The organism is Mycolicibacterium sp. HS_4_1, from assembly GCF_054515875.1.
Map to the genome: position 1 here is coordinate 4,523,313 of NZ_CM137261.1, position 22,074 is coordinate 4,545,386.

Annotated in this window: 19 protein-coding genes; 7 read left to right on the plus strand and 12 right to left on the minus strand. The window is 65.5% G+C overall.

The annotated features are described in order from the left end of the window. Window positions 1-6: 6 nt before the first annotated feature. From ACX12F_RS21800 to ACX12F_RS21810, 3 genes are all read right to left on the minus strand, one after another. Window positions 7-405 carry a roadblock/LC7 domain-containing protein gene (locus ACX12F_RS21800; protein ID WP_459366417.1) on the minus strand — a complete coding sequence of 133 codons (399 nt, stop codon included), beginning with the start codon at window positions 403-405 and terminating at the stop codon, window positions 7-9. Then, window positions 405-3,077, minus strand: a complete 2,673-nt coding sequence (locus tag ACX12F_RS21805) for a HAMP domain-containing sensor histidine kinase (RefSeq protein WP_459366418.1) — start codon at window positions 3,075-3,077, stop codon at window positions 405-407. Before ACX12F_RS21805 ends, ACX12F_RS21800 begins: the two co-directional genes overlap by 1 nt. 233 nt (window positions 3,078-3,310) lie before the next feature. Beyond that, window positions 3,311-3,676, minus strand: coding sequence for a DUF4345 domain-containing protein (locus tag ACX12F_RS21810; protein ID WP_459366419.1), 366 nt, complete (start codon window positions 3,674-3,676; stop codon window positions 3,311-3,313). 85 nt (window positions 3,677-3,761) lie between these two features. On the opposite strand from ACX12F_RS21810, the gene ACX12F_RS21815 reads away from it, so the two are divergent. Continuing rightward, on the plus strand, window positions 3,762-4,385 hold the full coding sequence (locus ACX12F_RS21815; RefSeq protein ID WP_459366420.1) for a TetR/AcrR family transcriptional regulator: 624 nt from the start codon (window positions 3,762-3,764) through the stop codon (window positions 4,383-4,385). A 270-nt stretch (window positions 4,386-4,655) separates the two neighbouring features. Beyond that, a complete protein-coding gene (locus tag ACX12F_RS21820) occupies window positions 4,656-5,060 on the plus strand; it encodes a tRNA (cytidine(34)-2'-O)-methyltransferase (protein ID WP_459370457.1) in 405 nt (134 codons plus the stop codon). 72 nt (window positions 5,061-5,132) lie between these two features. On the opposite strand, the gene ACX12F_RS21825 is transcribed toward ACX12F_RS21820, so the two are convergent. The 4 genes from ACX12F_RS21825 to ACX12F_RS21840 form a co-directional block, all read right to left on the minus strand. Then, a complete protein-coding gene (locus tag ACX12F_RS21825) occupies window positions 5,133-5,774 on the minus strand; it encodes a nitroreductase family protein (protein ID WP_459366421.1) in 642 nt (213 codons plus the stop codon). 92 nt (window positions 5,775-5,866) lie between these two features. Further along, the gene (locus ACX12F_RS21830; RefSeq protein WP_459366422.1) at window positions 5,867-6,439 is read right to left on the minus strand and encodes a TetR-like C-terminal domain-containing protein; all 573 of its coding nucleotides are present in this window, start codon (window positions 6,437-6,439) and stop codon (window positions 5,867-5,869) included. Between the two features lie 80 nt (window positions 6,440-6,519). Next, the gene (locus tag ACX12F_RS21835; RefSeq protein ID WP_459366423.1) at window positions 6,520-8,073 is read right to left on the minus strand and encodes a succinic semialdehyde dehydrogenase; all 1,554 of its coding nucleotides are present in this window, start codon (window positions 8,071-8,073) and stop codon (window positions 6,520-6,522) included. A gap of 285 nt (window positions 8,074-8,358) precedes the next feature. Further along, on the minus strand, window positions 8,359-11,658 hold the full coding sequence (locus ACX12F_RS21840) for an error-prone DNA polymerase (protein WP_459366424.1): 3,300 nt from the start codon (window positions 11,656-11,658) through the stop codon (window positions 8,359-8,361). A gap of 110 nt (window positions 11,659-11,768) precedes the next feature. On the opposite strand from ACX12F_RS21840, the gene ACX12F_RS21845 reads away from it, so the two are divergent. Then, window positions 11,769-12,197 carry a BlaI/MecI/CopY family transcriptional regulator gene (locus ACX12F_RS21845; protein WP_459366425.1) on the plus strand — a complete coding sequence of 143 codons (429 nt, stop codon included), beginning with the start codon at window positions 11,769-11,771 and terminating at the stop codon, window positions 12,195-12,197. Window positions 12,198-12,207: 10 nt separating this feature from the next. Here the strand turns inward: ACX12F_RS21845 and ACX12F_RS21850 are convergent, their stop codons facing one another. The 3 genes from ACX12F_RS21850 to ACX12F_RS21860 form a co-directional block, all read right to left on the minus strand. Continuing rightward, on the minus strand, window positions 12,208-12,600 hold the full coding sequence (locus ACX12F_RS21850; protein WP_459366426.1) for a histone-like nucleoid-structuring protein Lsr2: 393 nt from the start codon (window positions 12,598-12,600) through the stop codon (window positions 12,208-12,210). A gap of 124 nt (window positions 12,601-12,724) precedes the next feature. After that, complete coding sequence (locus ACX12F_RS21855) at window positions 12,725-13,966, minus strand: GNAT family N-acetyltransferase (RefSeq protein WP_459366427.1); 1,242 nt, start codon at window positions 13,964-13,966, stop codon at window positions 12,725-12,727. Window positions 13,967-14,098: 132 nt separating this feature from the next. Next, a complete protein-coding gene (locus ACX12F_RS21860) occupies window positions 14,099-15,010 on the minus strand; it encodes an MBL fold metallo-hydrolase (RefSeq protein ID WP_459366428.1) in 912 nt (303 codons plus the stop codon). 339 nt (window positions 15,011-15,349) lie between these two features. Here ACX12F_RS21860 and ACX12F_RS21865 point away from each other — a divergent pair, with 339 nt between their 5' ends. Genes ACX12F_RS21865 through ACX12F_RS21875 form a run of 3 tightly spaced genes read left to right on the plus strand, consistent with a single transcriptional unit; the run spans window position 15,350 to window position 18,593 of the window. Next, window positions 15,350-16,561, plus strand: coding sequence for an iron-containing alcohol dehydrogenase (locus ACX12F_RS21865; protein WP_459366429.1), 1,212 nt, complete (start codon window positions 15,350-15,352; stop codon window positions 16,559-16,561). Beyond that, a complete protein-coding gene (locus ACX12F_RS21870; protein ID WP_459366430.1) occupies window positions 16,558-17,940 on the plus strand; it encodes a MadS family sensor histidine kinase in 1,383 nt (460 codons plus the stop codon). The genes ACX12F_RS21865 and ACX12F_RS21870 overlap by 4 nt, the downstream gene beginning before the upstream one ends. Then, window positions 17,937-18,593, plus strand: a complete 657-nt coding sequence (locus ACX12F_RS21875) for a MadR family response regulator transcription factor (protein ID WP_459366431.1) — start codon at window positions 17,937-17,939, stop codon at window positions 18,591-18,593. Before ACX12F_RS21870 ends, ACX12F_RS21875 begins: the two co-directional genes overlap by 4 nt. A 48-nt stretch (window positions 18,594-18,641) precedes the next feature. Here the strand turns inward: ACX12F_RS21875 and adhP are convergent, their stop codons facing one another. Continuing rightward, entirely contained in the window at window positions 18,642-19,709 is a 1,068-nt protein-coding gene (adhP, locus tag ACX12F_RS21880; RefSeq protein ID WP_459366432.1) for an alcohol dehydrogenase AdhP, read from the minus strand. A gap of 335 nt (window positions 19,710-20,044) precedes the next feature. Between adhP and ACX12F_RS21885 the strand changes: the two genes are divergently transcribed. Further along, a complete protein-coding gene (locus tag ACX12F_RS21885) occupies window positions 20,045-21,412 on the plus strand; it encodes a TIGR00366 family protein (protein ID WP_459370458.1) in 1,368 nt (455 codons plus the stop codon). 119 nt (window positions 21,413-21,531) lie between these two features. Here the strand turns inward: ACX12F_RS21885 and ACX12F_RS21890 are convergent, their stop codons facing one another. Further along, window positions 21,532-21,699: a hypothetical protein gene (locus ACX12F_RS21890; protein WP_459366433.1), complete on the minus strand. Its 168-nt coding sequence runs from the start codon at window positions 21,697-21,699 to the stop codon at window positions 21,532-21,534. Window positions 21,700-22,074 lie beyond the last annotated feature (375 nt).

Consider the following 22,074-nt stretch of genomic DNA (forward strand, 5'->3'; position numbering starts at 1 on the left):
TCCTCGCTACCGAACCCTGCGTGCGGATTGAACGACCGTGCCCACCCGTTCGACGAGAATCGCCATCTCGTATCCGATCTGGCCGATGTCGCAGGAGCGGGTCGCCAGCGTCGCGAGGTTCGAGCCATCGCCGACACGCATCAGCAGCAGATAGCCGTGCTCCATCTCGACCACGGACTGCAGGACATGGCCGCCGTCGAACAGCTGGGAGGCACCCGCCGCCAGGCTGGCCAGCCCCGAGGCGACGGCGGCGAGCTGGTCGGCCCGTTCGGTCGGCATCCGCGAGCTCGCGGCCATCAGCAGACCGTCGGCCGAGACGAGGATGGCGTGTGCCACCCCGGATACCTCGTCGGCGAATTTCGTGACCAGCCAGTCCAGCGATTCGCGCTGAGTCGTACGCGTCATCACCGGCCTCCCGCGTCACGGGACTGCGAGCGACCGGCGTGCACGCCGCCGAAATGCCCGCCGATGCTCGCGCGCACCGCGGCCGGGTCGCGCAGTGGCAACCCTTCGGTTTCCGGCTCGCCATGAACGTCCTCCTCAGGAGCACCGGGGATGAGCCGGGCACCGGGCTGACGCACCGGCAGGCCCGCTTCGGTGTGCTCGACGACCGGCGCGTCCTGCGCTGCGGCCGCGGCCGACCACCCCTGGTCCCACACCGTCTGCCAATCGAGATCGGTGCTGTTCGCCAGCTGCGTAGGGTCGTCGATCAGCCATTCCGACAGCATCTTCTGGTAGATGGCGTCCTCACTTCCGGCGGTGGTGCTCGGCTGGGGCGTCGGAGCCGGGCGGACGGGCAGCGCGGGAGCAGGCGCCGGCCGCGCCGGCTCAGGAGCCGACGGCTGCGGCGGCTGCGGCTGCGCCCGGGCCGCGAAGAACGACGACGTGTCGGTCGGCGCCTGCGCCGGCCGCTCGACGGGCGGCTCCGTGCGCCCAGCGATACCGCTCGCACCCGGGTTGCGCTGCGGCAGGTTGACGCCGCTGAGGTCACCGGCCTCGGCGGGGGCGCCGAAGCCGTTGCGCTGCTGCGGTGCCGCAAGTGGCGGTTCCGCCGGCGCCGGCGGCAACACGACGGGCCGTTCGGCGGCGCCGAACGTCGCGAATCCCCCGGTGTCGGGACCGAGGCCCGGCAGGTCCGCCACTCCGGTTTCCGCGGTCGACGAGCCGTCCCAGTAGGTACCGAAGTCCGGGATGGCAGGCAGCCCCGCCAGCAGTTCGACCGGAACATAGATGCCGGCGGTCGTACCCGAATCCGGGTTGCCCTCGACGGTGTCGCGCAACCGGACGACCAGTCCGTGCTGCGTGGCCAGCCGGCCGACCACGAACAGGCCCATATGCCGCGCGGTATACGTGTTGACCTCGCCGCCCGAGCGCAGTCGGCTGTTGGCCATGCGCAGATCGGCGTCGGTCATGCCGAGGCCGCCGTCGCTGACCTCGATGACCAGTGCACCGTTGGGCGCATGCACCGCGGAGACCTGCACCTGCGAGCTCGGCGGCGAATACCGCAACGCGTTGTCCAACAGCTCGGCCATCATGTGCACCAGATCGCCGGCGACCGAACCGTGGATCTCGGTGTCGGGGGCGGCGAGGATGGCCACCCGGGTGTAGTCCTCGACCTCGGACGCCGCGGCATTGATCACCGCGGTCACCGGCACCGGTTCGCCCTGCTCGTGCGGCACATTGGTGCCGGCCAGCACCAGGAGGTTGGCGCCGTTGCGCCGCATCCGGGCAGCCAGGTGGTCCAGCCGGAACAGCTTGGCCAGGCGCTGCGGATCCTGTTCGTCGCGCTCCAGCTGGTCGATGACCGTCAGCTGCTGGTCGATCAGCGACCGACTGCGCCGGGACAGCGTCTCGAACATGTCACTGACCTGCAGCTGCAGCCTCGCCTGCTCCCCCGCCAGCAGTACGGCCTGTTCGTGCAGTTCGTCGACCGCGTGCGCGACCTGACCGATCTCTTCGGTGCTGTGGACCGGCAGCGGCCGCACCGTCACATCGGCGCCGGAGCGGACCTCGTCGAGCTCACGGACCAGATCCTCGTGAGCGACCTTGAGGGCGCCGGTGCGCAGTCGGCGCAACGGCCGGATCAGGGTCCGGGCCATGTACAACACGACAAGCAGGGCCAGCACCATCACGGCGCCGACGACCACCGAGTCGCGGATGGCTTCGGTGCGTTTCGCGGTGGCCTGATCGTTGACCGCCGAGACGACGGACGCGGACACGCTGTCCAGCAGCTTTCCGGCGATGCCGCTGGTGGTCTGGATCGACTGGCTCAGATCGGGATTGTTGACCAGCTGCACGTTCGGGTCGGACATCATCGACATCCGCTTGACCATTTCCTGGGCCAGCTTCTGCGCCTCGGGCGAACCGACGCCCAGCACTTCGCTCATGCCGAACAACGTCGACGGCTCGGTGCCGGCCAGGGTGGTCATCGAGCTGCGCAGTTCGTTGTCCGGCAGTTCGCCGCCGAGGGTGACCAGCAGCTGCTGCATCATCATCTGGCCGCGGGCGCCGACGGCCCGGCTCAGACCCTGCGTCTGCGCGCGGATCTTCTCGTCATCGATGCGCACCGAGCCGGTGATGGTGTCTTCGGCGGTCAGCAGGATGGGCGCGTACAGGGTGACGCGCTCGCGCAACCCGACGCCGTTGGAGGCCACCTTGTTGAGCAGCCCCTGACCACCATCGAGCAGGGTCTTGATGCCGGTACCGACGTCGGTCGCGACGTCGGTGTCCGTCAGCCGGTGCTGCAGACGTCGCTTGCTCTCGTCATAGGCACTCAGCGCCTGTTGCGCGTCGCCGCCGGTGGAACTCGCGAGCAGCGCCGCGTCGAAGGTCGCCATGTAGTTCTCGATGGCCGGCACCATTTCGGCGCGGTCGGCCGCGCGACGCAAATCTGCCGCGTCGGTCCAGCCCGAATAGATCCGCATCCCCCCGAACGTTCCGGCCAGCACCAATGGCACAAAGGCGATGGCGAAAACTTTCCAGGCGACCGGCCAATTCGACGGTGCGAAGCGGGACGGGCGTTTCGCGGGCGCGCGGGTGACCTGATCAGCTGCCGAAAACTGTTGCGCAGCAGTCATCGCGGCTCGGCTTTCCCGCCGGCCATGGGACCGCAATCAAGTAAAGGCGCATGGTTCATAGTGGTGTTCCCCGCCGGATTTTTCAGCCCACTCGGGCGCGGGAATCCGCCTGGCAATCTGTCGCAGTATGACAGCGATGAGCAGCCGTTTCCATGCTTCACATCGAACGAACAGCGTTCGTGACCGATGTGTTGCACAGTTGTGTGGTAAAGCGCCCTACCCGACGCGCCCGCTCAGCGAATGCGCTCGAGCAGCACCCAGTTGAGTACGGGGACCGCGATCTCGACAACGATCAGCAGCACATAGAAGGCATGCGGCACCCCGGTCTGCCAGATCGCAAGCAGCCTGGCCAGGCCGCCGGCCAGGAACAGCCCGCTCAGCACATGCACCAGCGCCGACCGTCGGGCAAGGTCGGCGGCGGCCCAGACGAATCCCCCACCGAAGCCGATGAAGAGCGTCGCGTAAAACCGCAGTTCACTGTCAATAGTGGCGTTGACCAGGCCGCCTGCGATGATCGATGGTGGCCCGAGCACGAGGTGCACGATCCCGATCGCTATACATGCGGCACCGAAGACTCTCAACCACCACTTCGTCACCATGCCCCACCACCGCTATTAGACTCTATCTAATAGAAGGCTATCGGCCCCGCACAGCCACGGTCAACAGGTGAATTACAGTGCCTAAATGGCACGGAGTCGGTTGACCCCCGACCAACGCCGAGATCAGATCCTCGATCTCGGAATGGCGGCGTTCTCGGTCACCCCTTTCGAACAGGTATCGATGGAGGACATCGCGGCCCAGGCCGAGATCTCACGGGCCCTCATCTACCACTACTTTCCCAGCAAGAAGGAGCTGTTCGCCGCGCTGTGGACCAGGGCCCACGAGCAACTGTCCGCGGGGTCGCGTTTCACCCCGACCGCCGCGGTGCGAGACCAGGTCCGCGCCGCGCTCGTCACCTACTACTCGTTCTACGAACGAAACTTGACCTTGGTCATGATTGCCAACCGCAGCGCCATTGCGGCCGATCCGGTGGTGCGCGACCCGATCACCATGGAACTCAACGGCCTGCGTGACCGCATCGTGGACTCGCTGTACCTGACCGCAAATGGCCGCGACGTGATGGCCATCGCGCTGTCCGGCTGGCTCGCGCTGGTCCGCGAGGTCGCACTGGAATGGCTTGGGCTACAACAAATCTCTCGCGATGCCGCCGTCGACCTCTGCATGTCGGCACTTGACGGCCTGGTGGGCCCGCACGCCGACCTGAACCAGCTACCCCGCGGGGTCACCGATCCAGCGGCGGCGCGCTGACTACTTGCGTCCGTTGCCGGTATGCGACATCACGCCGAGGCGCGCATCATCGAGTGCCTACCTCAGTGGCACGAGCCCCGAGTCGGTCGGCGTTCAATGTTCGACGGCACGAGACGCCCACGGAATTTGCCGTATCGGGTCGTGCTGGTTGACTCTCCCGGTGAAACCGGCATCGAGCCGGCAGGTACAGGGCAGGGAGGCCGTTGGGTGGCACTGAAAGTGCTGTTCTACTCACCGCGGATCGCGCCGAACACCGGCAACGCGATCCGGATGGTCGCCGCCACCGGCGCCGAGCTGCATCTGGTCGAGCCGCTCGGCTTCGACCTGTCCGAGCCGAAACTCCGTCGTGCCGGGCTGGACTACCACGATCTGGCGTCGGTGACGGTCCACCCCGACCTGCCGACCGCATGGCACGCACTCATGCCGGCGCGGGTGTTCGCCTTTACCGCGCGTGCCAATTCATCGTTCGCCGACGTGACCTACCACGCTGACGACGTCTTGATGTTCGGACCCGAGCCCACCGGCCTGGACGCCGAGACGCTCGCTGACCCACACATCACCCGGCAGGTCCGGATCCCGATGATCCCGGGCCGGCGGTCCCTGAACCTGTCCAACGCCGCCGCTGTCGCCGTGTACGAGGCATGGCGTCAGCTCGGCTTCGCCGAAGGCATCTAGGCCGCCGAAACTACGATTCTTGGCGGGAATTCGTCGAAATCACATGCTGAGCCATAGTTCGACGGGTGAAACTCACCAGGAGTCCCAGTGCGCGAGCTGGTCGGCCGGCAGCCGCTGGGCCTTCTTGAAATCGGTGCCCTTGGTGTAGGCGATTGGGAACAGTCCGCCCTGCGTGTATCGCTCGAACGGAATGCCCAGGAGCTCGGCGGCCTGCCGCTCTCCGTCGCCCAGCAGGTGCAGTGTCGTCCATGCCGAACCGAGACCGCGCGAGCGCAGTGCGAGCATGAAGCTCCAGACGGCCGGCAGCAGCGAGCCCCAATACGAGGCCTGCATGCCGGCTTCGGCGCCATCAGGCCGCCCCTCGAGGCACGGGATCATCAGCACGGGGGCCATCTCGAAGTTCTCGTTGAGGTACTCCGCCGAACTCTTCACCGCGCCGGCCCGGTCGTCGCGCATATCGCCGCGCTGCGGAGCCTCCATCGCCAGATACGGGGTGGCGTTGGTCCGGTAGATTTCGGCCAGCGCCTTCTTCTTGGCCTCGTCCTCGACGAAGACGAACTGCCAACCCTGGCTGTTGGAGCCGGTCGGCGCCTGCAGCGCCAGATCCAGGCACTCCATGATCACCTCGCGCGGCACGGGCTTCTCGAAGTCGAGTCGTTTGCGCACCGAGCGGGTGGAGGTCAGCACTTCGTCAGCGGTGAGGTTCAGCGTCATAGCCGCACAGTACCGCCATCAGAAATCCAGCGATTCGCACCGCGGCCGGGCCGGCGGCGATGATCACCGAACAGCTTATGGCGCAACGATTTTCAGTCTCCAGGCGCGACGGCGCGGCACACCATGCCGACCAGGGTTCGGCAAAACTGCTCGTCCACCGGCTCGTGAGTGAGCAGCAACCGCATGTTGATGGGCGCCATCAACATCTGCAGGACTATCCGCGAATCAAGTTCGGCGCGCATTTCGTTACGGGCGACGGCCCGAGCGAATACGTCTTGCATCGTCGACGCCCGGCGTTGCCATACCTTCTGGCGGATGTCGATCCGCATCCCCGAGCGATTCGGAATCACCAGCGCGCCCTGAATCCGGCGCCCCGACTCCGAATTGAGGTACGCGGCCATGGCCATCACCAGGATCGTCAGATCGCCGGCGAGAGACCCGGTATCGGGTGGCCCTACCGTACGTCCCGGCCAATCGAGCAGCACGTCAAGTAGCAGCTCTTCATCGTCGGGCCAATGTGCCGCAATGGCCGTTCGATCGATACCGCTTCGGGCCAAAAGGCTTTCCACGCTGAAGCGCTCGATGCCCCACTGGGCCACCTCATCCAATGCAGCGGCAAGGATCTGCTCACGCGTCGCATCCGAGACGGCCCCCGAATCGTCCACAGCGCCTCCCCGACACGTGCGTCAATAATCGACACAGTGATACCACAACGCGTCGCGACCGCGCCGACGTTGTTGCGCGCCTAGTGCCGAGGCAGCTTGGTCACCGCACGCACGATCGGCACCAGCGACTTCTGCCACAGCGACTTCGACAGACCGAACGGCGGGTCCAGGTTGAGCACCTTGGACGTCGAAATGGTCTGGGATTCGGTGTATTTCAGCAGGCCTTCGGCGCCGTGCCGGCGCCCGACACCCGAAATTCCCATGCCACCCATGGGTGCGCCGAGGCTCCCCCAGGCCAGGGCGTAGCCCTCGTCGACGTTGACCGTGCCGGACCGCAGGCGGGAGGCGATCTGCTCGCCCTCCTCGATGGAGGCGGCCCACACACTGGCGTTGAGCCCGTACTCGGTGTCATTAGCCTTGGCGATGGCCTCGTCGACGTCGGCGACTGGGTAGATCGACACCAGCGGACCGAAGGTCTCGTTGTTGGCGCATTCCATGTCGGAGGTGACGTCGGTGAGCACGGTCGGCTCATAGAACAGCGGACCGATGTCGGGGCGGGCGTTGCCACCGGCAATCACCTTGGCGCCCTTGACCTTCGCGTCGTCGACGTGGCCGGAGACCGTCTTGAGCTGGCCTTCGGAGATGAGGCTGCCCATGTCGACACTGAAGTCGTAGGCGGTGCCGAGCTGCATCTTGCGTACCTGGTCACCGAACTTGCGGGTGAACTCATCGGCGATGTCGCGCTCAACGTAGATGCGCTCGATCGAGATGCACAGCTGACCGGCGTTGGAGAAGCAGGCCCGAGTGGCGGCCTTGGCCACCTTGTCGAGGTTGGCGCCGCGAGCGACGATCATGGCGTTCTTGCCACCGAGTTCGGCGGAGAACCCGATGAGGCGACGGCCGGCGCGCTCGGCGAGGTGGCTGCCGGTGGCCGAGGAGCCGGTGAACATCAGGTAGTCGCAGTTGTCGGCGATCGCGGTGCCGACCACCGAGCCCGGCCCGGGCACCACTGCGTACAGGGCGCGCGGCAGGCCGGCGCGGTAGAGCAACTCGGCGCAGGCCAGCGCGCAGTAGGGGGTCTGACTGTCCGGCTTGAGCACCACCGCGTTACCCGCGAGCAGGGCGGGCACAGCATCGGACGCGGTCAGAGTCATCGGATAGTTCCACGGCGAGATGACGCCGACGACGCCCTTGGGCTGGTAGGCGACGGTGGTCCGGTTCAGCCCCGGCAGCAGCGGCGCGGCCCGGCGAGGCTTGAGCAGCTTGGCCGCGACCTTGGCATAGTAGTCCGCATTGGCGAACAGGTCGATGATCTCTTCCTGGGCCGCCCACCGCGCCTTGCCGGCCTCGGCCTGCAGCAGGTCCATCAGGAATTCGCGGTTCTCGAGCACCAGGTCGCGGTAGCGCGCGATCACCGCGGCCCGCTCAGCAACCGGCCGCTTGACCCAATCACGCTGGGCGGCACGGGCTTTGGCGAAGGCCTTCTCGGCATCCTCGGCGGTCGCGATCGGGATGGTGGTCAGCGCTTTCCCGGTGAACACCTCGTCGATGGTGCGGGTCGGTCGAGCATCGAGGTCTTCGATGGCGGCCAGTTGACGGAGACGATCGAAAACCTGCGCTGACGGTGCGGGCATACTGGCTCTCTCCTGGTTCGGTCGAGGATGCGCGGCAATTTTGCGGTACCGGCGGTCTCGGTAACACTACGCGACAGCGTGCGGCTGCCATAGATCCAGCTTTTTACAAATCGGGCATTATGTCAATGAGATTGGCAAATTTACCCACTTCGTCTGGTCCTGGGACAGTCATCAGAGTGATTCGGCTGGCGCTGTGCCACCGAGATCGACGAAATGGTCGCCGATGCGCCTCAAGAGCAACCATTTCGTCAATCTCGACACGACACAGGCATCAGACGCCCCGCCTCACCGGAAGTCCCGGGATTTGGCCGCCACCCGCAGCTCCAGCCGGCCCATCCGGTCCGCGATCACGGTGACCGCCCCGCTGGCGTTCTGCACGATGCCGCGCACCAGCAGCGCCGGTGCGGTCTGCGCCAATTTACGATGTCTGGACCACACACCCGGTGCGCACAACACATTGACCATGCCGGTCTCGTCCTCCAGGTTGATGAACGTCACCCCCTGCGCGGTGGCGGGACGCTGCCGGTGCGTCACCGCGCCGGCCACCACGATGCGGGTGCCGTCGGGCACCTCCAGCAGCCGGTTGGCAGGCACCACATCCAGTGCGTCGAGGTCCTCCCGCAGGAACTGAGTCGGGTAACTGTCCGGCGAAATGCCCGTGGCCCACACGTCGGCAGCCGCCAGTTCCAATTCCGTCATGCCGGGCAGCGCCGGAATACCCCCGGCCGACCCGACACCAGGCAACCGGTCGGGGCGTTCCGCAGCCGCCGCACCGGCCGCCCACAGCCCCTCCCGCCTGGTGATGCCGAAACCACCCAGCGCGCCCGCGGTCGCCAACGCCTCGGCCTGCGGCACCGACAGTTGCACCCGCCCGGTCAGGTCGAGCAGAGAAGTAAACGGCCCGCCCGCTTCTCGCTCGTCGACGATGCGCTGTGCCAGCTCATCTCCGATATGCCGGACCGTCCCCAACCCCAGCCGCACCTCGGTTCCGCGGTTCTCGCACGTCGCATACGCCAGGCTGGCGTTCACGTCCGGTCCGTGCACCAGCACCCCGTGCCGTCGCGCGTCGGCCACCAGCGACTGCGGCGAATAGAAGCCCATCGGCTGGGCCCGCAGCAATGCCGCACAGAACACCGCGGGGTGGTGCAGCTTGAACCACGACGAGGAGAACACCAGCGCCGCGAAGCTCAACGCATGGCTCTCCGGGAAACCGAAATTGGCGAAGGCTTCAAGCTTTTCGTAGATCCGTTCGGCGGTCGGGCCGGTGATGCCGTGCAGTTCCCGCATACCGTCGAAGAATCGTCCGCGCAGTTGCCGCATCCGTTCGGTTGACCGTTTGGACCCCATGGCCCGGCGCAGCTGGTCGGCCTCGGCCGGAGTGAAACCGGCGCAGTCGACGGCCAGCTGCATGAGCTGTTCCTGGAACAGTGGCACCCCGAGCGTCCGGTCCAGCGCGGGCTTCATCGACTCGTGTTCGCAGTCCGGCTTTTCCAATCCGTTGTGCCGCCGGATATACGGGTGCACCGAGCCACCCTGTATCGGACCGGGGCGGATCAGCGCCACCTCGACCACCAGGTCGTAGAACCTCTTTGGTTTCAGCCGCGGCAGCGTGGCCATCTGAGCCCGGGACTCGACCTGGAACACCCCCACCGAATCGGCGCGCTGCAGCATCTCGTACACCGCGGGCTCGGTGAGGTCGAGCTTGGCCAGATCCACCTCGAGGCCCATGTGTTCCCTGGCCAGGTCGATCATGTAATGCAGAGCCGAGAGCATGCCCAGCCCCAGCAGGTCGAACTTGACCAAACCGATTGCCGCACAGTCGTCCTTATCCCACTGCAGCACACTGCGGTTCTCCATCCGCGCCCACTCCACCGGGCACACATCGGCGATCGGCCGGTCGCAGATCACCATGCCACCAGAGTGAATTCCCATGTGCCGCGGCAGATTTCTGATCTGCAGCGCCAAGTCGATCACTGCCTCGGGAATCTCCTCGACGTCGGGAGAGTCGGCCAGTCCGTTCCACCGGCTGATCTGCTTGCTCCAGGCATCCTGCTGTCCCTGCGAAAAACCCAGGGCCCGGGCCATGTCCCGCACCGCGCTACGGCCGCGGTAGGTGATGACGTTGGCCACCTGCGCCGCGTAGTCCCGGCCATACTTCTCGTAGACGAACTGGATGACCTTCTCGCGCAAGTCCGATTCGATGTCGATGTCGATGTCCGGCGGACCGTCGCGCGCCGGGGACAGGAACCGCTCGAACAGCAGCTCGTTGGCCACCGGGTCGACGTTCGTGATACCCAGCGCGTAGCAGACCGCCGAGTTGGCGGCCGACCCCCGGCCCTGGCACAGGATGTCACTGTTTCGACAGAACTCGGTGATGCTGTGCACCACCAGGAAGTAGCCCGGGAACTCCAGCTGCTCAATGATTTTCAGCTCGTGCTCGATCTGGCGGTACGCCTTCTCCCTGTCCGCGTCCGGCTTCCAGCCGTAGCGACGGGCCGCCCCGTCCGCCACCAGCTCGCGCAGCCAACTGATCTCGGTATGTCCTTCCGGCACGTCGAACGGTGGCAATTTCGGTGCGATCAAACGCAATTCGAATGCGCACTGCTCCCCCAGCTCGGCGGCCTTCGTGACCACCCCCGGGTGGTGGGCGAACAGCCGGGCCATCTCCCGCCCGGACCGCAGGTGCGACCCACCCAGCGGAGCCAGCCAGCCTTCGGCCTCATCCATCGAATTGCGGGCGCGGATGGCCCCCATTGCCATCGCCAGCTTCCCCCGCGATGGCGCAGCGAAATGTGCGGCGGTGGTGGCGACCACATCGAGGCCGAACCGCGGCGCCAGGCCCGCCAGCGTCGCATTGCGTTCGTCGTCGAATGGGTGTCCGTGGCGGGTCAGTTCAATGGTCACCCGGTCCGCTCCGAACCTGTCCACCAGGTCGGCCAGCGCCTTGTCCGCAGCGTCCGCGCCACCCGCAGACAAGGCCCGGCGCACATGTCCTTTACGACAGCCGGTGAGGATCTGCCAGTGCCCGCCAGCGGCCTCGGTGAGGGTATTCAGGTCATAACTGAGCACGCCCTTCTCGCCGCCGGCCAGATGCGCCCGGGCCAGCTCCCGGGACAGCCGCCGGTACCCTTCGGGCCCGCGGGCCAGGACCAGCAGATGCGGACCGGGCGGGTCCGGCAGCTCGGTGCGCGGGGTGTTACTGAGCGAGAGTTCCGCACCGAAAACCGTTGCCATGTCGAGTTCTTTGGCAGCCTCGGCGAACCGCACGACGCCGTAGAGCCCGTCGTGGTCGGTCAGTGCGATGGCCCGCAGATCCAGCCGGACGGCCTCCTCCACCAATTCCTCCGGCGTGCTGGCGCCGTCGAGAAAGCTGTACGCGGAATGGGCATGTAGCTCGGCATATGGCACCGACGTTCCCGGCCGGGCCGGACGGTTCACCGGTTGATAGTCACCACGTTTGCGCGACCACGCCGGGCTGTCGCCACCGTCGGCCGGTGACTCCGGAAAAGCGCCGGCAACCCGAGGTTTACCCTCGAGCACCCGCTGCATCTCCGCCCAGCTCGGCGGACCGTTGTACCAACCCACCACCTCAGAATATTCGAAATTTTGTTCGAACGCCAAGAGTGCGGAATCGGCGGGAACTCGGGCGACCCCCATCCGACTAGATCTCCGAGGACGTCGGAGAGGGACAGAAGATGGCCACGCTGAGGCACCTGGGCAATCTGGAACGCGAGGTGATGGATCACCTCTGGGACGCGGATGGCCCACAGACCGTTCGCGAGGTCCACCGAGCCATCTGCGCGGAGCGCAAACTCGCGTACACCACCGTCATGACAGTCCTGCGCAGACTTGCCGGCAAGGGCGTGGTCCGGCAACTGCGCGAGGCTCGTGCGCACCGCTACGTCGCATCGCACAGCCGCGATCAGCTGGTCGCCGGCCTCATGGTCGACGCGCTCGGGCAAGCTGCCGATCAGAGCGACCGGCATGCAGCGTTGGTCCACTTCGTCACGCAGGTCGCGGCCGACGAGATCGATGTTCTTCGGCGAGCGCTCGCCGCCGTGGACCGCTATTCATCCGGAACCAACAACCCCGCAATGAATTTGACACCCAAGCTCAGCGCCTAGCGGATCGAATTCATCTCAGGTCGCCGACCAGGCATTGTTCGGCCCCACCCTGAGCCAACTCATACCTCTGCAGCAATTCTTGCGGGAGGCGCCCGCGACTACCGACCTCATGGCCGTTCATCCGCAGCCACTCACGTGCTCGCTGGTGGGGTGATTGCGCCTTGTCGGCCGGCGACTGTTCGACAGGCCAGGTCTTACGCTCGGACCGACGGCTCGCCTTGCTGGCCGCCCGCATATACGGCTCCAAGCAGTCCCGCATCCGCATCGCGTTCGCCTCGGACAGATCGATCGCATACGTGATCCCGTCGAAGGAAAACTCGAGTGTCGTGGCAGCGAGTGAGCCATCCAGATCGTCGGTCCACGCAGTTGAATACAGTTTCACCACTGGGACATCCACCTCCACGCCACGGCGCCCTGCGAAGTTTCCTCAAAAAAGGTAGCGGAGCGGCCGGAGTCGGGGCTATGCGCTTTGGCCTCTTTTATTTCAGCCGGGCGCGTGGTATCAACCGAGGGTCGGGACGCTGTCCCTAGAAGTCGTCAGGCACGCCCGGTGCGACGGGCCAGCTGAACGCCACTGCAGTCCGGTGCACCGAACCCGGGGTCATCTCTTCGAGGAGACCCGCGTTCGCCAGCGCCTGCAGGTTCACACCGCCCAGGTAGATGGCGCCCAGATCCCGCGCCGAGATAGCGATATCGGCTGGTGCCGTGGAAGTTTCGCATTCAGCTCCGTCGGGTCCGCCAGATAGACGCCACCGGCAGCTGTTCCACGGGCAGAACTCGTCGGTGACATCCAGCACCACGTCGACCGGGGCAGCGTAGCTGCGCAACGTCAGTGCACGACGCACGTCGACGAGCCGTACGTAGATGCCGTCTCTGACTTGGCACGCCAGGGCACGCCGGTCGGCCACCAAGCTGAGCAGCGGCTCATCGACGGCGGCACCGTCGTACTCGACCGTCCTGACCAGATCCATATCGAGGAGATAGCGCCAAATGCTGGCGTACGCATAGTGATTGGTAGCCAGCACTTCCTGAATCTGCAGTCCACCGTTGGGCTGGCCACGATCCGTCCAGTTGTTCTTGGGCCGGTAGATGGCGAATCCGCCGGCGGTACCGTCGGCCTCGCGATGCAGGAGGAAGCGAATCTTGCTGGCTTCCTTGCGCCGTTCCTCGCTGTCGTGGATCCAATGGTCCCACCAGGGACCCGGACGCTCCATCAAGCCGGGCCGCTGCACCATGGCTCGCTGATGAATCTCCGGGGCACTCGCCAGTAACGCCTCGGCGTCGACGTGAGTCACCGAACCGTCACCGAACTGGACCTCCCGGCGGAAGCCCAGTTCCCGGACCTGGCCGGAGAGCTCCGCAATCGGCACCGCCATCCCGTAGCCGAAGCGCCCATAAATAGCGCCCTCCGATGCGTACAGCATGGCGAGCGCCTCGGTACCGCGTGCTCGGATGTCGTCGAGTTGGTGACGCATCATCGCCGTGAGCAGGCCGCGGCGTCGATGGCTGGGTGACACCGTGACAGCAGTGACGGCCGCTACTGGGGTGATGCCACCTCCGGGCAGCGCGACGTGCTTGCTGAAAGCTCCGGCGGTGGCAACCCAACGGGTGCCGTCGTGGAAGCCGAACATGCGGTCGTACTCGGTAAAGGCGCGGGCGAGGTCGATCTCGTCCCGCCGCGGATCCTGCAAGAACACCTCGTACGACGAGGCTGCGAACGCATCGTAGTCATCGCCATCGCTGACAGCATGCAGCGTCAAATCAGTCATGCCCCAACGGATATCACGAAGCCGCAGGACGAGTCATCTGAATTTCGCGGCGTCGGCGAGCCCTGGTCCGCCTCTGGCGCCGACGGCCGAATGCACCGCTTGGGTGTTTGCTCTGAGTATTACGTGAAGCGTCTATGTCTCCACTGGGAAGTTCTCCCACACAAAGCCGTCGCGGTTTCGGCGGACACCCAGTGGAGCGTGGACCGGAAAATGAGCGGTCAGGACCTTGAGGCCCTCGTCGGCGCACCGGCCGAGCAGCGCACGGCGAGTCACGATCGCTTGCACAGGGTCAGCGTCGGCGAAGAAGGGTAGGTCGGGAAACTGCGCCTGCATCGGGTGATGGAGTGTGTCGCCGACGACCAGTACGGAGTTCTCCGGTGCGCTGATCTCGATCGCGAGATGTCCCGGCGTGTGGCCACCGGCGTCGATGGCGGTTACGCGCGTCGAGCCGCTGACGCAGATCTCATGACCGGCTTCGATGATCTTGTACTGTTCGCGCTCCAGGACCGGTAGCACGCTGTCGTGGTACACCCATCCCCCGTCTTCGGCCCAGCGTTCCACGGGAGACGATTTCCATTGGTCCGCAAGGTAATCGAGTTCAGTTGAACGGAACAGGTATGTGGCATTCGGGAACGTGGGCGACCACACGCCGTCGCTCAGGCAGGTGTTCCACCCGCAGTGGTCGGCATGCAGGTGGGTATTCACCACGATGTCGACGTCCCCGGGCTCGTATCCGGCCTGTTCGAGACGAATCAGATAGTCGGTGTCGAGCATGTGCAGGTCCGGAAACAAGGGTCGGTTCTTATGGTTACCCGAGCAGGTGTCGATGACGATTACGGTGCCGTCGAGTTCGACGATGTAGTTGTGGATGGAGAAGATCAGCTCGGTACCGTCGGCCGAGACGGCCACCGGCGCATACGTTTCCCGGGCGAACGCCTGCTGGTCGTCGCTGATGAGCGGGTACCACAGGCGCGGCGCAATTGGCCACACGTCCAGCTCTGTCAATTGGGTGATCGACGCGGCCCCAACGGCAAATGTGGTCACGGCACTAGGGAACGCGGACAGCAGGCGGCCTATTCCGTCTCTTTACTCCGGCAGCACACCGAGCGCGGGGCTCGACGACCGACAGCGATCTGCACCCCGTCGCGAGCCTGCACCGAAATCCCGTTGAGGACTGTAGCGACGTAGTCGCCGAGGTGAGCCGGGTCTGCATCGGCCCGAAGTTGCCCAGCTCGTAGCGCGAGGCGCCGCGGCATTGCCGACCATGTATGGCTACCTACCCGATCGGGTAGGTAGTGACCCTACCCACGCGCACATTGGCCCAGACGGCGGCACGCCGTAGGCTAGGTGTATTACCTGGATCACAGGATGAGGAATGGGTCTGTGAGACTCGATGTGACGGCGCCCGCTCAGATCGCGGCGACGACGGCGGCGACGGCCCTGCCGACCCGGCTGTTGAAGTTCCATGCCCCTGAGATCGTCTTCGGCATCGACTCGATGGCAGAAGCAGCGCACGCGGCGGTCCGTCTGGGCGGACTGCGGCCGATGCTGGTCACCGACCCCGGCCTGATCGAGGCCGGTTGGGCAGCCGAGCTGGTCGGACATCTACGTGCCCAGTGCGTCGAAGCGCACGTCTGGAGCGCTCTGACTCCGAACCCCAAAGACCACGAGGTCGCCGCCGGCCACGAGTTCTATCGGTCGCATGGTTGCGACGTACTCATCGCGCTGGGCGGCGGGTCGGTGATCGACGCGGCCAAAGGTATTGCGATCCTCGCGGCCAACGGCGGCCACATCCTCGACTACGCCGGAGTCGACAAGGCGACCGCGCCCATCCCGCCCTTGGTGGTGTTGCCGTCCACATCGGGCACCGGCGCCGACGTCTCCCAGTTCTGCATCGTCACCGATACGACGCACAACACCAAGATCACGATCCTGGGCCGGGCCCTGGTCCCCGACATCACCGTGATCGACCCCCGCCTCCTCACCACCATGCCCGAATGGCTCAATGCGGCAACGGGTCTGGACGCGCTGACGCACGGCATCGAGGCGTTCGTATCTTTGGGACACAACCAGCTGACCGACCACCATGCCCTGCGGTCGGTCGTGATGGTCACCGAAAACCTGGTCACGACGATCGAGTGGCCGCAGGACATGCCGGCCCGGGTACTGATGGCCCAAGCCGCGCTGGAAGCGGGTCTCGCCTTCACCAATGCCATCCTGGGGGCCGCGCACGCCATGAGCCATCAGGTCGGTGGGCTCCTGGACCTGCCACATGGCGTCATCAACGGCGTGCTGCTGCCCCACGTGGTGCGGTTCAACGCCGAGGCCGATCCGGCGCCCTTCGCCACCATCGCCACCTGCCTCGGAATCGCCGACAAACGCGCTCCGGAACTGGAATCCGCACTGGCACTTGCCGATCGACTCCAAGAGCTGGCCAGGCAGGTCGGCGTGCCGCGCGGGCTCGCCGAGTTGGGAGTGCGTGACGCCGACGTTCCCGTGTTGGCCCACAACGCACTTCAGGATGCGTGCCTGACCACCAACCCCCGACCCATCGACGATACGCAGCTGCGCGCCCTGTTCCGGGCGGCGTTGTGACCGCCCTGCCCGGCAATCCGGTGGCGCCGCAACGAGCGGCTGCGCCGGATCTGGACCAACTCACGGGAGTGCGATCCGGCAAAGGCACGTTCTATCCGGAATTCCGGGTGGCCGCGCAACGCACCGAACGGGTGGTCGCAGCTCTCGACGCCATCTCCCGAGCTCTGGTGCAGACCGTCAACGGGCCCGAGAATCTCGTGCGGGCCGTTGCGGAGGCGGCCCGCACGCATCTCGGTGCCGAATGGGTGCTGTTGGCGCTGGCCGACGGCGCCTTGCCGGAGGCACGACCGCGTCACCTCATCCTCGACGCCGACGGGCACGCGTACTCCTTCGAAGGGCTTTCGGGCACCAAACATCCGGTACCGCACCTTCCGGACGCGGTCCTGAACCGGCTCAACGACGTCCTTCGCGGTCGGCTTGCCCAGTTCCGGATACCAGTGATCGAAAGCCACCATTCACACGTCCCGATCGAACTCGACGGCGGCGTCGTCGGGGCATTCGCGGCCTGGACGCCACCACACCGCCTGCTCGACGGTATCGACGAAGCGGTGATGCGAATCCTGGCCAGCCAGACCGCGGTGGCGCTACAGAACTGTGAACTGTTTCAGCGTTCGCAAACCCTGCTCGCTCAGTCCGAGGCACGCAACGCGCAGCTGCTGGCCACCCAGCGCGAACTCGGTGCGGCACAACGCCACCAGGTACTGGACTCCGAGCGGCACCGGATTGCCAGGGAACTGCACGACAGCGTCACGCAAACCGTCCTGTCGGCGGGCATGCAGATCGAGGTGTGCCGCAGCGAGGTCGAATCACGTTCCGGCCCAGCAGGTCTGGTCGAACGGCTGAATACGGCCAAAACGTTGACCCGATCGGCGATCGACCAGCTCCGGTCGGCCATCTACGCACTCAACCATTCCTCCGACGCTGACCGATCCAGCCTCCCCGAGCTGCTCGAACAGCTCGCCACGGTACACATGCCAAAAGATCTGCGGGTGACGCTGCGGGTCGACGGCGTGGTCGCCGAGCTGCCCAGCGCCGTCGAACGGAGCCTGCTTCGGATCGCCGGCGAGGCGCTGTTCAACACTGCCATGCACGGTCGCGCCACCCGAGCCATCGTGCGGTTGAGCTACCGCTCCGGAGCGGTCGCCCTGTCGGTGTCCGACGACGGCATCGGCGACCCGGACAAACTCCGGCTGATGCTTCGGCTGGCCGATGTCGCCGACCTCGACGGACACCACCGAGGATTGGCGAACATGCTGGCACGGTGTCGCGAATACGGTGGCACCTTCACCGTCGGCCGGTCTCGCATCGGCGGCGTGCGGGTCGTCGCGACAATCCCGCAGGCACCAGAAGAAGCTTCAGGCGAAGGAGTCGTTTCATGACCGTTGACACCAGGACCGGGACCATCCGGCTGGCGCTGGTGGACGACCACGCCATCCTCCGCCAAGGGCTGCGTTCCTTACTGGAACGCGAGGACGATCTCGTCGTGGTTGGCGAGGCGTCCAGCGAACCGGAAGCGGTGGCCGTGGTCGCGGCGACGCTACCCGACGTGGTGCTGGTCGATCTCAAACTCTCGGCGGGTTCGGACTTCGAAGGATTGTCTTTGTGCGCCAAGCTTTCCGGCGCCCACCCTGACGTCGGTTTGCTCGTGCTCACCACATTTCTCGATGAGGACCTGGTGGTACGTGCAGTGCATGCCGGAGCACGCGGATACGTGGTCAAGGACGTCGACACCACGGAACTGGTGCGGGCGATCCGTGCCATCTCCGCCGGGCAGAGCGCGTTCGACTCACGCAGCGCAGCCGCCGTGGTGCGCTCGCTCAGCGGACGCGGCGAGCAACGCGACAAGCTCACCGACCGAGAGATCGAGGTGTTGCGACTGCTTGCGGCAGGGCTGTCGAATCACAAGATCGGTGAGCAGCTGTTCATCTCGGCGACCACCGCCAAGTTTCACGTCAGCAACATCATGCGCAAACTCGAGGTCAGCCGGCGGGCCGAAGCCGTATACGCGGCCAGCAAGCGAGGTCTGATCTAGGCCGGCGCTGCCGCTACCGGCATCGTCGGCCTAGAACGCCCTGCGCTGCTATGAATTTCGGTAGTCGATGACGATACGGCCGTCGATCTGTCCGCGCTCCATACGCTCGAACACATCATTGATGTCATCGAGACGCGCGCTGGAGACGGTTGGTTTGATCAGCCCGCGGGCGTAGAAGTCCAGCGCTTCGGCCATGTCTTGCCGGGTTCCGACGATCGACCCGCGGATGGTGAGTCCCTTGAGGACGATGTCGAAGATCGGTGCCGGGAAGTCGCCCGGGGGAAGTCCGTTGAACACGATCGTGCCACCACGACGGGCCAGGCCGATGGCCTGACCGAACGCCTGCGGGTGCACGGCCGTGACCAGGACACCGTGCACTCCGCCGGTGGCCTGCTGTACTGATTCGACAACGTCAGCGGTACGGGCGTTGACGGCGACCTCGGCGCCGAGTTTGGTGGCGAGTGCGAGTTTGGCGTCATCGACATCGATCGCGACAACACGCAGCCCCATCGCACGGGCATACTGAACCGCGATGTGGCCCAGCCCGCCGATACCTGAGATCGCCACCCACTGGCCGGGCCGGGTGTCGGTGACCTTCAGACCCTTGTAGACGGTGACACCGGCGCACAGGATCGGCGCGATCTCCAGCGGGTCGGCGCCATCGGGGATCCGCGCGGCATAGTCAGCGTTGACCAGCATGTACGTGCCGAAGCTTCCGTTCACGGAATATCCACCGTTGCGCTGACTTTCGCACAAGGTCTCCCACCCCGTCCGGCAGTATTCGCAGCGGCCACACGCCGACCACAACCAGGCGTTGCCGACTTTGTCTCCGACCGCCAGGTCGACGACGCCCTCGCCAAGCGCTACGACCGTGCCATAGCCTTCGTGCCCCGGCACAAACGGCGGCTGTGGCTTCACCGGCCAATCACCGTGTGCAGCATGCAAATCCGTGTGACAGACACCGGACGTCTCGAGCTTGACCAGGGCTTCGCCAAAGCCTGGTGTCGGCAATTGCATGTCTTGCACCTGCAGCGGCATGCCGAAGTCGGCGACGACGGCAGCCCGCATGGTGTCGGTGTGCCCTGCCACGGTGTCGGTAGCCAGTGTCTGTGTCATTGATTCACTCCATTTCGTGAGAACTGTTCCGGGATGAGGGGTGCGAAGCTCGTATCGCACAACACTATTGACAACCATGTGCCGCCACATGCCCCGATCGGCCCGAGTACCGGACCCGCCCGGGCGGGTACGAACTACCCATTCGGGCAGGGCCGCTTCACGCGATGACCGAAGGATCCCGGACGCACGTAGCCCTTGCGCAAAGACATCACCCTGACGCCACTCACCCGCCATGATGAGTGCCGTAACCAGAGACTGTGAAGGTGGAGCACGTGGCAACGAGCGAACATCCGAAGGGCACGAACACGGAAACCGAGCCCGAACGCCGTGGCATCATGCAGTCCCTCACCGCACTGTGTGTCCGCTACGTCGAACGCCTGATGCCGGACCCTTACCTGTTCGCCGTCATCCTGACGGTCCTCGTCGCCGCGATGGTTGCCCTTCTGGTGCACGGCGCCACGCCCGCCGGCATGCTCAAAGCTTGGTACAGCGGCGTGTGGGGATCGCAGAACATCTTCACGTTCGCCTTCCAGATGGTGCTGATCCTCGTGACGGGCTACACGCTGGCGGAAGCGCCTGTCCTCAAGCGGGCCATCGTCCGCATCGCGAGTAAGCCGAACAACCAAGTCCAGGGTGCACTTCTGTGTTTCGGCGTCAGCGCCGTTCTGTCGCTGTTGAACTGGGGACTCGGCCTGGTCGCCGGTGCGCTGGTGGCGAGGCAGGTCGCGAAGCGTTTCACCGACGCGCATTTCGGCTATCTGATCGCGGCTGCTTTCATGGGTTTCATCGTCTGGACACAGGGGTTGTCGTCGTCCATCGCGCTGGCGAACACCGACAGCAGCAGCCCGATCAACGTGATACACAAACTGACCGGCATCACTGTTCCGTTGAGCCAGACCATCTTCCAGCCCTACAGCTGGCTATCGGTGATCGCGGTGCTGGCTCTGCTCGCGCTCGCGGTCTGGCGCATGGCACCGACCCAGAGCCTCGCGCCCGACCCCGCGGTCTTCGAGGACGAGACTGCCCCTCCTTCGGCTACCGAAGGAGGGAAGACCTTCGCCGAGTGGCTGGAGAACCTCTGGATCCTCAACATCCTCGTGTTCGCGGCAGGCATGGCCTACTTCGTGCTCAGTGGTTTTGCGCTGAACATTTCTTCGATGATCATGCTGTTCACGGTCACCAGTGCGCTACTACATGGCACGCCGATCCGATTCATCCGAGCGTTCACCGGCGCCGCCAAGGTATCCGGCCCGCTGCTGCTGCAGTATCCGCTGTACGGCGGCCTGGTCGGCCTGCTCGGTTATCAGGCGACGAAGGCCGACAAGCCGCTGCAGACGCTACTGGCCGAGGCTGTCGTCAACGGCGCGACGGAGCACACGCTGCCGTTCCTGACCTTCGTCGGCTCGTTGATCATCAGCCTGTTCGTCCCGTCCGGTGGCGGGCACTGGGCGGTGCAGGGTCCCGTCGCGGTCGACTCGGCGCTGGCGATCGGCCAGCATTCGCCGGCATATCTGGGACTGATCTCCATGGCGGTCGCGGTCGGCGAGGGTGTCGCGAACATGATCCAGCCGTTCTGGCTGCTGCCGTTGCTGGCGATCGCGAAGCTGAACGTCCGTCAGGTGATGGGTTTCACCGTCGTCGCGTTCCTCGTCGGCGTGGTCGTGCTCGGCGCCACCACTCTCATTGCGCCCCATGTGATCTGACGCGCGGGAAGTGCTCACTCGTATCCGACGGGCAGCGCGCCTCGTTCTACGGCACTGACCAGTAAGCCGTGGTCGGACTCCGTCTGATCGGCGTACCGGCGGGCGAAGCCGCACAGCGCTTATCTCACCCGGTCTACCTTCTTGCGCAGCGCCTTACCCAACGCATATCGCTCACCGCGCGTGGCCGGCGTCCGCAGCAACGACCGATACGTCTCGGTCTCGGTGCTGGCTACCACGGTGTGCCGGTCGGGAATCGCCGGGTCGGCAAGTGGCGGCGCGTCGTTCATCCATGGCAATACCCGGCGGTGCGTCGGCCAAGCATGTCAAGTTTAATAACACCGTTATGGATCGAGTGCGAGGTGAATATCTCGGCGCCACGCCGGGGCACAGCGAGCGAAGCGACGGCCGACGACGGCCAGTGCGGTAGACCATCGGCGACGGACGGCGCAGGATCGCACTCCCCCATGCAATCGATTTGCGGCACAATCGGATTGAACACCGGCGCAGCGGTCGCGGTTGAGTCATGCACGGCGCAGGCCCGCAAAATCGGCCGCTATGAATACCCCCAGATGAACCGGGCGAAACATGTTATTTGCCACACCGACGGACCAGCGCCGTCCTACTAGGTTTGGTGCGGCGGGCAGCGGAAGCGCCGATAGTAT

Excerpts from the sequence above, each read along its gene's own strand:
- ACX12F_RS21800 (WP_459366417.1), bottom strand. The coding sequence starts at position 405 with ATGACGCGTACGACTCAGCGCGAATCGCTGGACTGGCTGGTCACGAAA.
- ACX12F_RS21805 (WP_459366418.1), bottom strand. The coding sequence starts at position 3,077 with ATGACTGCTGCGCAACAGTTTTCGGCAGCTGATCAGGTCACCCGCGCG.
- ACX12F_RS21810 (WP_459366419.1), bottom strand. The coding sequence starts at position 3,676 with ATGGTGACGAAGTGGTGGTTGAGAGTCTTCGGTGCCGCATGTATAGCG.
- ACX12F_RS21815 (WP_459366420.1), top strand. The coding sequence starts at position 3,762 with ATGGCACGGAGTCGGTTGACCCCCGACCAACGCCGAGATCAGATCCTC.
- ACX12F_RS21820 (WP_459370457.1), top strand. The coding sequence starts at position 4,656 with ATGGTCGCCGCCACCGGCGCCGAGCTGCATCTGGTCGAGCCGCTCGGC.
- ACX12F_RS21825 (WP_459366421.1), bottom strand. The coding sequence starts at position 5,774 with ATGACGCTGAACCTCACCGCTGACGAAGTGCTGACCTCCACCCGCTCG.
- ACX12F_RS21835 (WP_459366423.1), bottom strand. The coding sequence starts at position 8,073 with ATGCCCGCACCGTCAGCGCAGGTTTTCGATCGTCTCCGTCAACTGGCC.
- ACX12F_RS21845 (WP_459366425.1), top strand. The coding sequence starts at position 11,769 with ATGGCCACGCTGAGGCACCTGGGCAATCTGGAACGCGAGGTGATGGAT.
- ACX12F_RS21855 (WP_459366427.1), bottom strand. The coding sequence starts at position 13,966 with ATGACTGATTTGACGCTGCATGCTGTCAGCGATGGCGATGACTACGAT.
- ACX12F_RS21875 (WP_459366431.1), top strand. The coding sequence starts at position 17,937 with ATGACCGTTGACACCAGGACCGGGACCATCCGGCTGGCGCTGGTGGAC.
- adhP (WP_459366432.1), bottom strand. The coding sequence starts at position 19,709 with ATGACACAGACACTGGCTACCGACACCGTGGCAGGGCACACCGACACC.
- ACX12F_RS21885 (WP_459370458.1), top strand. The coding sequence starts at position 20,045 with ATGCAGTCCCTCACCGCACTGTGTGTCCGCTACGTCGAACGCCTGATG.
- ACX12F_RS21890 (WP_459366433.1), bottom strand. The coding sequence starts at position 21,699 with ATGAACGACGCGCCGCCACTTGCCGACCCGGCGATTCCCGACCGGCAC.